Origin of the sequence: Massilia sp. TWP1-3-3 (assembly GCF_049897805.1) — a bacterium.
In the GTDB taxonomy this organism is placed as follows: Bacteria; Pseudomonadota; Gammaproteobacteria; order Burkholderiales; family Burkholderiaceae_D; genus Telluria_A.
The window spans coordinates 1-11,943 of sequence record NZ_JAFCWX010000056.1; the positions used below are offsets into that span (position 1 = coordinate 1).

General features: G+C 61.4%; 14 protein-coding genes. 11 read left to right on the forward strand and 3 right to left on the reverse strand.

The genetic code is table 11. The features are described 5' to 3' along the window. Nucleotides 1-533 precede the first annotated feature (533 nt). Nucleotides 534-1,019 (forward strand): GGDEF domain-containing protein, encoded by a 486-nt coding sequence (locus tag ACP7D4_RS26830; RefSeq protein ID WP_426107855.1) that lies wholly within the window; start codon nt 534-536, stop codon nt 1,017-1,019. A gap of 5 nt (nt 1,020-1,024) precedes the next feature. Here ACP7D4_RS26830 and ACP7D4_RS26835 read toward each other — a convergent pair whose 3' ends face one another. Further along, nucleotides 1,025-1,801 carry an enoyl-CoA hydratase gene (locus ACP7D4_RS26835; RefSeq protein ID WP_426107854.1) on the reverse strand — a complete coding sequence of 259 codons (777 nt, stop codon included), beginning with the start codon at nt 1,799-1,801 and terminating at the stop codon, nt 1,025-1,027. Between the two features lie 142 nt (nt 1,802-1,943). Between ACP7D4_RS26835 and ACP7D4_RS26840 the strand changes: the two genes are divergently transcribed. After that, on the forward strand, nt 1,944-2,444 hold the full coding sequence (locus ACP7D4_RS26840) for a MarR family winged helix-turn-helix transcriptional regulator (RefSeq protein WP_426212385.1): 501 nt from the start codon (nt 1,944-1,946) through the stop codon (nt 2,442-2,444). Beyond that, a complete protein-coding gene (locus ACP7D4_RS26845) occupies nt 2,441-3,547 on the forward strand; it encodes a S41 family peptidase (protein ID WP_426212386.1) in 1,107 nt (368 codons plus the stop codon). The genes ACP7D4_RS26840 and ACP7D4_RS26845 overlap by 4 nt, the downstream gene beginning before the upstream one ends. A 19-nt stretch (nt 3,548-3,566) precedes the next feature. Here ACP7D4_RS26845 and mltA read toward each other — a convergent pair whose 3' ends face one another. Next, nucleotides 3,567-4,781, reverse strand: a complete 1,215-nt coding sequence (gene mltA / locus ACP7D4_RS26850; RefSeq protein ID WP_426212388.1) for a murein transglycosylase A — start codon at nt 4,779-4,781, stop codon at nt 3,567-3,569. Nucleotides 4,782-4,791: 10 nt separating this feature from the next. Between mltA and ACP7D4_RS26855 the strand changes: the two genes are divergently transcribed. Further along, entirely contained in the window at nt 4,792-4,944 is a 153-nt protein-coding gene (locus tag ACP7D4_RS26855; RefSeq protein ID WP_426107850.1) for a hypothetical protein, read from the forward strand. Here the strand turns inward: ACP7D4_RS26855 and apaG are convergent, their stop codons facing one another. Continuing rightward, on the reverse strand, nt 4,945-5,319 hold the full coding sequence (gene apaG, locus ACP7D4_RS26860) for a Co2+/Mg2+ efflux protein ApaG (RefSeq protein WP_426107849.1): 375 nt from the start codon (nt 5,317-5,319) through the stop codon (nt 4,945-4,947). A gap of 143 nt (nt 5,320-5,462) precedes the next feature. Between apaG and rpe the strand changes: the two genes are divergently transcribed. From rpe to trpC, 7 genes are all read left to right on the forward strand, one after another. Then, nucleotides 5,463-6,134 (forward strand): ribulose-phosphate 3-epimerase, encoded by a 672-nt coding sequence (rpe, locus tag ACP7D4_RS26865; protein WP_426107848.1) that lies wholly within the window; start codon nt 5,463-5,465, stop codon nt 6,132-6,134. Beyond that, nucleotides 6,134-6,832 (forward strand): phosphoglycolate phosphatase, encoded by a 699-nt coding sequence (locus ACP7D4_RS26870; RefSeq protein WP_426107847.1) that lies wholly within the window; start codon nt 6,134-6,136, stop codon nt 6,830-6,832. Before rpe ends, ACP7D4_RS26870 begins: the two co-directional genes overlap by 1 nt. Before the next feature lie 191 nt (nt 6,833-7,023). Beyond that, nucleotides 7,024-8,520, forward strand: a complete 1,497-nt coding sequence (gene trpE / locus ACP7D4_RS26875; RefSeq protein ID WP_426107846.1) for an anthranilate synthase component I — start codon at nt 7,024-7,026, stop codon at nt 8,518-8,520. Nucleotide 8,521: 1 nt separating this feature from the next. Continuing rightward, a complete protein-coding gene (locus ACP7D4_RS26880; RefSeq protein ID WP_426212390.1) occupies nt 8,522-9,085 on the forward strand; it encodes an anthranilate synthase component II in 564 nt (187 codons plus the stop codon). Between the two features lie 12 nt (nt 9,086-9,097). Continuing rightward, nucleotides 9,098-10,132, forward strand: coding sequence for an anthranilate phosphoribosyltransferase (trpD, locus tag ACP7D4_RS26885; RefSeq protein ID WP_426212392.1), 1,035 nt, complete (start codon nt 9,098-9,100; stop codon nt 10,130-10,132). Between the two features lie 99 nt (nt 10,133-10,231). Beyond that, entirely contained in the window at nt 10,232-10,864 is a 633-nt protein-coding gene (locus ACP7D4_RS26890) for a LysE family translocator (protein WP_426212394.1), read from the forward strand. A gap of 5 nt (nt 10,865-10,869) precedes the next feature. Next, nucleotides 10,870-11,670: an indole-3-glycerol phosphate synthase TrpC gene (gene trpC, locus ACP7D4_RS26895; protein ID WP_426212396.1), complete on the forward strand. Its 801-nt coding sequence runs from the start codon at nt 10,870-10,872 to the stop codon at nt 11,668-11,670. The last annotated feature ends 273 nt before the right edge of the window (nt 11,671-11,943 follow it).

Genomic DNA, 11,943 nt, shown 5'->3' on the forward strand with positions numbered 1-11,943 from the left:
TCAATCTCTGTTTAATGTCCTTGCGGACAGATCGCTCACTCAAAATACTGACAGGCCACTTCTTGCGAAGCGCCTATATTTCTTCTTTGTGAACATTTGATAATTTAAGTATTCAACTTAGCTTACGCTTCGTTGGCACCTTCATCAAACGCCCACACTTATCGACTGTTAATTTTTAAAGAGCTATTCGGTACTGCTTTCCGTGCCCTACGAAGCGTTTTGTTCGTAAGCAGCAGAGAGGTGAGATTATGCAGCGTTTCGCGTTTTTCGTCAACCTCTTTTTTACTACTCCGTCTCTTTCGAAACGTCCCTGACAAGCTTGCAACTACTTGATTTCGTTAACCTTTTCATCGGGGAGGCGAACTATAGCAAAGCTCGCACGGGCTTGGCAAGGACTTACAAGAGATTATTTTTTTGGCGGCATTATATTTTGGCGGTCTACCTACTAGGCATGATGTCCAGCGTAGCCACCGATCCGTCTTGGGGCGGCGCTGACCCGGCATTGCAAAGATTGCCTGAAGGTCGCGCCCACGGTGGGCGACGGCGTGCTGGTCGAAATCGCCGCCCGGCTCAAGCGGACCGTGCGCGACACCGACATGGCGCTGCGCTGGGGCGGCGAGGAATTCTTGATCTACGCGCCCGATACCGAAGGCGACTTGCTGCGCACGATGGTCGAGCGCCTGCTGCACAGCGTGTGCGCGGAGCCGGTGCAACTGGGCGAGCTGTCGGTGCCGGTGACGCTGACGGCTGGCTACATTGCGCTGCCGTTTTCCGGGTTGACCGAAGAACAGTGCAGCTGGGAGCGGGCGATACAGCTGACCGATCTGGCGCTGTATGTGGGCAAGCAGAACGGGCGCAACCGCGCCTATGGACTGGTGCGGCTGACGGCGCCGTTCGACGAAGCCATGGCGGCGATCGAGCGCGATTTGCTGGCCGCTTCGCAACAGGGGCTGATGGAACTGGCTGAAGTGCTGGGGCCGCCCGCGGCAGCGGTCAAGCCGACGCTGGCCGCAGCCTAGTACTTTTACAAACCGTCGAAATTGGCCGGGCGCTTGGCCAGGAACGCCGCCATGCCTTCTTTCTGCGCAGGCGTACCGAAGCCCGCGTGGAAATACCGGCGCTCGTAGCGCACGCCTTCGGTCAGCGTGGTTTCAAAAGCGCGGTTGACGCAATCCTTGATTTGCATGGCCACCGACAAAGGCATTGCGGCAATGATGGTTGCCGCTGCGATTGCTTCTTCCATCAATTTGTCGGCCGCCACCACGCGCGAGACCAGGCCCATGCGCTCAGCCTCGGCCGCGTCGATCATGCGCGCGGTCAGCAGCATGTCCATTGCCTTGGATTTGCCGATGGTGCGCGGCAGGCGCTGGGTGCCGCCGGCGCCTGGCGTGACGCCCACCTTGATTTCCGGCTGGCCAAACTTGGCATTGTCGGCGGCGATCAGGAAATCGCACATCATGGCCAGCTCGCAGCCGCCGCCCAGCACGTAACCGGCGGCAGCGCCTATGACGGGTTTGCGAACGCTGAGAATATGCTCCCAGTTGCGCCCGATGTAGTTGCCGCCATAGGTGTCGGTGTAGTCGTAGTTGGCCATCGCTGCGATGTCGGCGCCCGCGGCAAAGGCTTTCTCGCTGCCGGTCAGCACAATGCAGCCAATGTTCTTGTCAGCGTCGAACTTGGTCAGCGCGTCGCCCAGCTCGTTCATCATGTTGTCGTTCAAAGCGTTCAGCGCCTTGGGGCGGTTCAAGCGGATGACGGCAACGCGGCCGTGCGTTTCGATCAACAAGTCTGCATATTGCATGGGAATCCCTTCGTTATAAATACTGAATCGGCAATTGTATCGCCTGCGCCGCCACCTAGCGTGCTTGCCGTCGGCATGGCCGCAGCAAAAGTTTTTTCGAAATCTTGTTTACTGCTTATATAACCACTTATACAATACCTGGATGAAATCTACACATGGAACCCAACTGCGCCATTTGATCGAATTGCTCGACGGCGCTGTCGGCGACGCCTACGAGACAGCGGGGCTCAATTACCGCCCACGCTATACGCCGGTGATGCGCTCGCTGATGGCAAAGGAGCCGGCGACGATCGGATTTATTGCCGAGGCCGCCGGCATCACCCAGCCCGCGGCAACCCAAACCATCGCCCTGATGGTCAAGGACGGCATTGTGTCGGTGCAAGCCAGTCCCACCGATGCGCGCCAGAAAATGATCCGCCTCACGCAACACGGGCGCGACCTCGTTCCCCAATTAAAGATGTGCTGGCAAGCCACCGCGCTTGCCTCCGCCTCGCTCGAAGCGGCCCTGCCCTATTCGCTGACCGATGTGCTCGACAGCGCCATTCGCGCCCTGGCCGCCAAACCATTTGGCGAGCGGATCCGGGAAGCGCGCTCCCAGCTTGAAAACGATTCCACCAACACTGACAAGGGAACACAAAAATGAACAATTTCAGATGTGCAATCGCGAGCGGCATGCTGCTGTGTGCTTTGGCTTTTGTTCCAGCCAGCGCCCAGATGCGGCCCGATCCCAACCAGCCGGACATGGTGGTCAGTGCGGCCCAGCGCCAAGCCGTCATCGACGCCATGATCAAGGAAATGCACAGAAGCTATGTGTTCCCTGAACAAGCGAAAAAGGTCGAGGCCGTGATCCGCCAGCATCAAAAGAAGGGCGACTACGATAGCATCACCAGCGCCGAAAAACTCAGCACCACGCTTACCGAGCACGTCTTTGCGCAGACCAGGGACAAGCACCTGCGCCTGTTCTACAGCGCGCAACCGATCCCTGAGGAACCAAAAGACAAGAAGCCGTCCGTCGAAGAGCACGAACAGCAACTGGCCGGCATGCGCTCGCAAAACTTTGGCGTGGAGCGCGTCGAGCGCCTGCCATTTAACATCGGCTACCTGGACCTGCGCGCCTTTGCGCCGGCCAAGGATGCCGCCGACACCCTGGCCGCTGCCATGACCTTGCTGGCGCACACCGATGCGCTGATCATCGATCTGCGCAAGAACGGCGGCGGCGACCCGGCCACGGTGACCTTGCTGGCCAGCTACCTGCTCGACGAACGCACCCACATGACAGATATCTATTTCCGCGAAGGCGAGCGGACCGAGCAAATGTGGAGTTCGGACGTGGTCCCGGGCACGCGCTTTGGCCAGAAGAAAGACGTGTATGTGCTGACCAGCAAATACACCTTTTCGGCCGCTGAAGACTTCAGCTACGCGCTCAAAGGCCTCAAGCGCATTACCCTGGTGGGCGAAACCACAGGCGGCGGCGCCCATCCCGGCGATGTGATGCGCCTGAACCAGAACTTTGCCATGTTCGTGCCCAATGGCCGCTCGCTGGGCCCGGTCACCAAGGCCAACTGGGAAGGCGTGGGCGTCGCTCCCGACGTCAGCGTCACGGCGGAAGACGCCTTCAAAACAGCCCAGATCGCGATCCTGAACAAGCTTGCCGCGAACGAAAAGAGCCCCGGCAAGGTCGAACGCATCAAGACCCGCATCGCCAAAGTGAACAGCGAAAACACCGCCGGCACGATGGCAAGATAAGTCGATAGTACGATCGCTGCTACTGCGCCACCGCTCTCGGCATCAACACCCACAGTTGGCCGGCTTGCTTCATGCGGCCGGCTTTTTCCATGGCGTCGTAGCCAAAGCCGAAGAAAAAGTCGGCGCGCACCGCTCCCCGGATTGCGCCGCCCGTATCCTGCGCCATCACTAGGCGCTGCATCGGCACGCTGCTGTTCGACTCCGTCGTCGACAGGAAAATCGGCGCGCCCAGCAGCAGCATGGTGGGATCGATCGCCACCGAGCGCGCTGGCGTGAGCGGCACGCCGAGCGCGCCTTTCGGGCCGACACTTGGATCAGCAATGCGTTCCTCCCGGAAAAACACATAGCTCGGGTTCACGTTGAACAATTCCTGGCGCCGCGCGGGGTTGGCCGCGATCCACGCCTTGATCCCCTGCGCCGTCGCCTGTTCGGCCGTCAATTCGCCCTGCTCGACCAGCCAGCGGCCGATCGCCTTGTAAGGATGGCCGTTCTGGTCCGCGTAAGACACGCGCACCGTCTCGCCGGCGTCGGCCAGTTGCACCCGTCCGGAACCTTGCACTTCCAGGAAAAACGCCTCGACCGGATCGTCCACGTACAGCAATTCCTTGCCCGCCACATTGGCCGTGCCCATATCCGCGCGCGCGTTGTAGGGCACCACCTTTTTGCCAACCAGCTTGCCGCGCACGCGCTTGCCCTTCAGGTCCGGATAGACGCTGGACAGGTCAATTGTCAGCAGGTCGTCGGGCACCGCGTACAGCGGCGTCTGGAAGGCACCGCCGCGCTTGCGCGCGCCGCGCAGCGCCGCCTCGTAATAGCCGGTGATCAAGCCGGTATCGGTACCGTCAGCGGCGCGGATCTGGTTGGGCACGAACCACGATTCAAAATAAGCGCGCAGGGCATTGCCGTCACTGGCGGCAACGGCGCGCGCGGCGCTGCAGGCCGGCTTCCATTCGTCCTTGCGCCCCAGCACAGCGCATGACGCCATGAAGGCGGGCCACGCCTGGCGCAGGTCATCTTGCTGCCAGCCCGGCAGCGCGCCGAACGTCGATGGCGTCATCAGCGGCGTGGCCGGAGGCGGAGGCGGAGGCAGTGGTGTTGGCATCACGGGCGGCGGCATCTTGACGGGCGGGCGTACCGGAGGCGCCGGGGCCGGCGGCTCGGGCGTCGTACACGCCGCCAAGGCCAGCGCGACGAGTCCAAGGGAAACGGGTAAACTGCGGCGTGTAAATGACATAAGGAGTTATATGTGGATATTAATGGTTGAAGCCGGCGTGGCCCTGTTCCTGCTGGTATTTATTGTATGGTGGACCATGTACTCCGGCCAGAAGCCGACCGATCACCAGCAAGCGCTGCCTCCGGCCGAAAAAAAAGAGCCGCCGCAGCGACTCGATCACTGATCAATGCAAGGTGCGTGGCAGCGACAGCACGAATTCGGGGATTTTCGCCTCGAACTGATGTCCGTCCTCGGCCACGCAGAAGTATTCCCCGAACATGGATCCCTGCGGCGTCGCCATCTGCGTGCCGCTGGTGTATTCGAACTGCTCGCCCGGCTTGAGCAATGGCTGGTGTCCCACCACGCCCAGGCCGCGTACTTCCTGCACCTGGTTGTTGGCGTCCGTAATCACCCAATGGCGCGAAATCAACTGGCTGGCGACCGTGCCGGTATTCTGAATCGTGATCGTGTAGGTGAACACATAATTGCCCTTGGCCGGGTCGGACTGTTCGGCCAGGTACTGGGTCTTGACGTCGACGTTCAATTGGTAAGCTGCCATGTGTTTCCTTTAATGTAAGTCTGTGAACACATAATACCTCGCACGGCAAATTGAAGCACGCGTCAATGAGCGGCCAACGAAAGTAAAAGCCGCAATAAAGGCGTTAAAATAGCGCATCTTTAATTAACAGCAAGATCTCCGCCATGACCACCTTCCGCATCGCTCCCAGCATCTTGTCCGCCGACTTCGCCCGCCTGGGCGAAGAAGTGCGCAATGTCGTCGCCGCCGGCGCCGACATCATCCACTTTGACGTGATGGACAACCACTACGTGCCGAACCTGACGATCGGCCCGCTGGTGTGCGAAGCGATCCGCCCGCACGTGCAAGTGCCGATCGACGTGCACCTGATGGTGAAACCGGTCGACCGCATCATTCCCGACTTCGCCAAGGCGGGCGCCAACATCATCACCTTTCACCCTGAAGCGTCGGAGCACATCGACCGCTCGCTGCAACTGATTCGCGACAACGGCTGCAAGGCCGGCCTGGTGTTCAACCCGGGCACGCCGCTGCACTTCCTCGACCATGTGATGGACAAGATCGACATGATCCTCATCATGTCGGTGAACCCGGGCTTTGGCGGCCAGTTCTTCATTGCCCAAGCGCTGAAAAAAATCGCGCTGGCGCGCCGCATGATCGACGACTCGGGGCGCGACATCATGCTGGAAGTTGACGGCGGCATCAAGATCGAGAACATCGCCGCCGCCGCCGCGGCCGGCGCCGACACCTTTGTCGCCGGCTCGGCCATCTTCGGCAAGCCGGATTACAAGGCCGTCATCGACGCCATGCGCGTCGAACTGGCAAAGACGGGCAAGTAATGCGGGCGGGCGCTGCTGCGATCGGCGCGGCCATCATCGACCTTGATGGCACGATGCTCGACACCGTCCCCGACTTCCATGTGGCGATCAATCGCATGCGCGACGAGATGGCGATGGCGCCCCTCGGCCAGGACCAGATTGCGCGCATGGTCGGCAAAGGCTCCGAAAACCTGATTCGCAGCGTGCTTGAACTGGACCTGGGGCCGGCCGGCGTGGAAGCGCGTTTCGGCGACGCGATGGCGTCCTACCAGCGCCACTACCTGAGCATCAACGGCAAGCACACCAAGCTCTATCCGGGCGTGATTGCGGGCCTCGAATCGCTGCGCAAGCAGGGCCTGCGCCTGGCCTGCGTGACCAACAAGCCGATCGCTTTTGCCAAGCCGCTGCTGGCGCAAAAGGGATTGGCGATGTATTTCGATGTGCTTTATGGGGGCGATTCGCTGCCCCGCAAAAAGCCGCACCCGATGCCGCTGCTGCAGGTGTGCGCGGATTTTTCCCTGCCGCCGGCGCAGGTAGTGGCCATCGGCGACTCCTCGAACGACGCCGAAGCGGCGCGCGCGGCAGGCTGCTTCGTGTTGACGGTCCCGTATGGCTACAACCACGGGCAGTCTATACACGAAACCGATTCCGATGGTATAGTTGACACGCTGTTAGAAGCAGCCAACCTTATTCGTTCGCACAACAACACCGCAAACTGAACACACCAAACATGTTTTTCATCAAAAAACACAATGTCACCCAAACCGGCTCGATTGAGGCCTGGCTTTGGCGACGCTGGCAATCTTGGGCTAAGTAACCCCGTATTGATTGCTGTCGGCCGCGTCCGTGCGTCGACAGGTTTTTTTGAACCCACTGCCCACAACTACGCCTGGGCGGCATGGAGATAAGCATGACCGAACTCGAATTCAAATCGCTGGCCAACGAAGGCTTCAACCGTGTTCCCCTGATCGCGGAAGCCTTCGCCGACCTGGAAACGCCCCTCACGCTGTACCTCAAGCTGGCCCAGACGCAGAACGCCGGCAAGAACACCTTCCTGCTTGAATCGGTCGTTGGCGGCGAGCGCTTTGGCCGCTATTCCTTCATCGGCCTGCCCGCCACGACCGTGCTGCGCACCTTTGGCGCGCGCACCGAAGTGGTCAAGAACGGCGCCGTGATCGAGACCCACGAGGGCAATCCGCTCGACTTCATCGAACAGTTCCAGTCGCGCTTCAAGGTGGCGCTGCGCCCCGGCATGCCGCGTTTTTGCGGCGGCCTGGCCGGCTACTTTGGCTACGACACCGTGCGCCACATTGAAAAAAAGCTGGCCGGCTCCGCGCCCAAGGACGACCTGGGCCTGCCCGACATTCAACTGATGGTGACCGAAGAACTGGCCGTCATCGACAACCTGTCGGGCAAGCTGTATCTGATCGTCTACGCCGACACCGCCCAGCCTGAGGCGTTTTCCAAGGCCCGCCAGCGCCTGAAAGACTTGCGCATGATGCTGCGCCGCGGCGTCGACGCGCCGGTGACATCGAGCTCGGTGCGCACCGAAGCGGTGCGCGACTTCAGCAAGGAAGACTATCTCAAGGCCGTGGCGCGCGCGCATGAATACGTGATGGCCGGCGACTTGATGCAGGTGCAGATCGGCCAGCGCATCCGCAAGCCGTATGTGGACAATCCGCTCACGCTGTACCGCGCGCTGCGCTCGCTGAACCCGTCGCCTTATATGTACTACTACAATTTTGGCGACATGCAGATCGTCGGCGCCTCGCCCGAGATTTTGGTGCGCAACGAAACCGCCTCCGACGGCAGCAAGAAAGTCACGCTGCGCCCGATCGCCGGCACCCGCCCGCGCGGCGCCACGCCCGAGCGCGACGCCGAACTGTCGAAGGAACTGCTGGCCGACCCGAAGGAAATCGCCGAACACGTGATGCTGATCGACCTGGCCCGCAACGACCTTGGCCGCATTTCCGAAATCGGCAGCGTCAAGGTCACCGAGCGCCTGGTGGTGGAGAAATACTCGCACGTGCAGCACATCGTCTCCAACGTTGAAGGCAAGCTCAAATCGGGCATGTCGAACCTGGACGTACTGCGCGCCACCTTCCCGGCCGGCACCCTGACCGGCGCGCCCAAAGTGCGGGCGATGGAAGTGATCGATGAACTGGAACCGACAAAGCGCGGCATTTACGGCGGCGCCTGCGGCTACCTGTCGTTTGGCGGCGAGATGGACGTGGCCATTGCGATTCGCACCGGCGTGATCAAGGACGGCATGCTGTACGTGCAGGCTGCAGCCGGCATCGTGGCCGATTCGATCCCCGAGATGGAATGGCAGGAAACTGAAAACAAGGCGCGCGCCGTGCTGCGCGCGGCCGAGCAGGTACAAGACGGCCTGGATGGGGAGTTCTGACATGCTGCTAATGATCGACAACTACGACTCGTTCACCTACAACCTGGTGCAGTACTTCGGGGAGCTGGGCGAGGAAGTGCGAACCGTGCGCAATGATGAAATCACCCTGGACGAGATCGCGGCCATGCAGCCGGACCGCATCTGCATTTCGCCCGGCCCCAAGACGCCGGCCGAAGCGGGCATCTCGATCGACATCCTGCAGCGCTTCAAGGGGCAGATGCCGATCCTGGGCGTGTGCCTTGGCCACCAGGCCATCGGCGCCGCGTTCGGTGGCAAGGTGGTTCGCGCCAAGCAGGTCATGCACGGAAAAACGTCGCTGATTGCGCATACGGGCGTGGGCGTGTTCAAGGCGCTTCCCAGCCCGTTTACGGTGATTCGCTACCACTCGCTGGCCATCGAGCGCGCGTCGCTCCCGGCCTGCCTGGAGGTGACGGCATGGACCGACGACGGCGAGATCATGGGTGTGCGGCACAAGGAGTACGACATCGAAGGTGTGCAGTTCCATCCCGAATCGATCCTGTCCGAGCATGGCCATGCCCTGCTGAAGAACTTCCTCGAACGCTAACCTGGAACCACCATGTCGATCACCCCACAAGAAGCCCTGCTGCGCTGCATCGAACACCGCGAAATTTTTCACGACGAGATGCTGCACCTGTTCCGCCAGATCATGTCGGGCGAAATGTCGCCCACCATGATCGCCGCCCTCACGCTGGGCCTGCGCGTGAAAAAGGAGACGATCGGCGAGATCGCCGCCGCGGCCCAGGTCATGCGCGAATTTTCGACCAAGGTGCCGATGGCCGACACCACCAACCTGCTCGACATCGTCGGCACCGGCGGCGACGGCGCGCACACGTTCAATATTTCGACGGCGGCGATGTTCGTCGCCGCCGCCGCTGGTGCGCGCGTGGCCAAGCATGGCGGGCGCAGCGTGTCATCGTCGTCCGGCAGCGCCGACGTGCTCGAGTCGCTGGGCGCCAACATCAACCTCAAGCCCGAGCAGATTGCGCAGTCGATCGCGCAGACCGGCATCGGCTTCATGTTCGCGCCCAACCATCACGCCGCGATGAAGCATGCCGCGCCCGTGCGCCGCGAGCTTGGCGTGCGCACGATCTTCAATATCCTGGGGCCGCTGACCAATCCGGCGGGCGCGCCGAATATCTTGATGGGCGTATTCCATGCCGACCTGGTGGGCATCCAGGTGCGGGTGCTGCAGCGCCTCGGAACCCAGCATGCCGTCGTCGTATGGGGGCGCGACAATATGGATGAAGTCTCGCTCGGCGCTGCCACCATGGTCGGCGAACTGGTAAACGGCGAGATTCGCGAGTACGAGATTCATCCCGAGGATTTTGGTCTGTCGATGATCGCCAGCCGCAATTTGAAGGTGGCCGATGCGGCCGAGTCGAAGGCCCGGATGATGGAAGCGTTAAATGGCGTTCCCGGGGCCGCCTGCGATATCGTGGCGCTCAATGCCGGCACCGCGCTGTATGCGGCGGGCGTTGCCAGTTCGATCGGCGAAGGCTTGATCAGGGCGCGCACCGCGATTGAATCGGGCGCCGCCGTGGCCAAGATGAAGCAATTCGTCGACGTCACGCAGCAACTGGGCGCACATTAACCACGACATCGCCCTCGCGCACGCGCAGGGCCCATGGAACGACGGCGCAGAGCGAATGTTCCAGGGGTTAGCGCGTGCGCGAGGGCGACGGAGCACACTATGTTCGGCATCCACGACATTGCACTTTTTATCCTCTCCGGCCTGCTGCTCAACATCATGCCCGGCCCCGACTCGCTGCTGATCATGGCGCGCAGCGCCACCCAGGGCTGGCGCGCGGGCGTGGCGGCGGCGATGGGCATCGGTACCGGCACCATGGTGCATGTGCTGGCGGCAGCCGTTGGCCTGTCCGCCATCCTCGCCACATCGGCAACCGCCTTCATGCTGGTCAAGTACATTGGCGCCGCGTACATCCTGTGGATGGCGCTTGGCCTGTTGCGCAGCAAACGCGCGCCGGCTGGGGACAGGGCGGCTGTCGCTCCCCTGCCCTACCGTAAAATATTCGCGCAAGGTTTCCTGACCAATGTCCTGAACCCCAAGGTGGCGATTTTTTTCCTCGCATTCGTGCCGCAATTCATCGACGCGGCCGCGCCCGACAAGGCGCTCGCGTTCATCATCCTGGGCTGCATCTTCAACGTCAACGGCATGCTGTGGTGCGTGGCGCTGGCGCTGTTCTCGGCGCGAGTCGCCGCGCGCGTCAAGGTCAGCCCGATCGTAGCGCTGTGGCTGAACCGCGTCACGGGCGGCCTATTCATCTGGCTCGGCATCAAGCTGGCCCTTACCAAACAAAGTTGAACATCATGTCCGATATCCTCAAGAACATCCTGGCCGTCAAGGCTGACGAAGTCGCAGCGGCGAAAAAATACCGCGACCTGGCAAGCCTGCGGCGCGAGGTCGAAGCCGACGCCGACGCCCGCCGCGGCATCCGCAGCTTTGAAGCGAGCTTGCGCAAGCATATTGCTGCGGGCAACGCGGGCGTGATCGCCGAGGTGAAAAAAGCGTCGCCATCGCGGGGCGTGCTGCGCGAAGACTTCCAGCCTGCGAAAATAGCCGACAGCTATGCGCGCCACGGCGCGGCGTGCCTGTCGGTGCTGACCGATGTGCAGTTCTTCCAGGGAAGCGTGGACTACCTGAAGCAGGCGCGCGCGGCATGCGACATCCCGGTGCTGCGCAAGGACTTCATGATCGACCTGTACCAGATCTATGAAGCGCGCGCGATGGGGGCTGATGCGATTTTACTGATCGTCTCGGCGCTCGATCACGGGCTGATGGCGGAGCTCGAAGCGTGCGCGCTGGAGCTGGGGCTGGCGGTGCTGGTGGAGGTACATGACGGCGACGAGTTGACGGCCGCGCTCAAGCTGCAAACGCCGCTGGTGGGGATCAACAACCGCAATTTGCGCACGTTTGAAACGTCGCTGCAGACGACGATCGACCTGCTGCCGCGCATCGGGCCGGACAAGCTGGTGGTGACCGAGTCGGGGATCATGGTGCCGGCCGATGTGAAGCGCATGCGCGAAGCGAACGTGCACGCGTTCCTCGTCGGCGAGGCGTTCATGCGGGCGCCGGACCCGGGGGTGGAGTTGCAGCGCTTGTTCAGTTAAGGGCCAACGGGACGCACACATGGCGGAATGCACTGCGTTTTTCCGCCCTACGTGTCCCGGTAAGCGCGGGGTAATGTAAAGATCCATCACTCTCCGGGTGCACGCGTTCCGCGGTCCGTAGGGCGGAAAAACGCAGTGCATTCCGCCATGAGCCACCTAGTGTAGTGCGTCATAAATAATAAGACTTATTATATATATGCATGTATCCTTGTCATATGGAGGGGAAATCATGCGTGTAGCGATGAAAGTTGAGTTGACGGAAGCGCAGCGTGG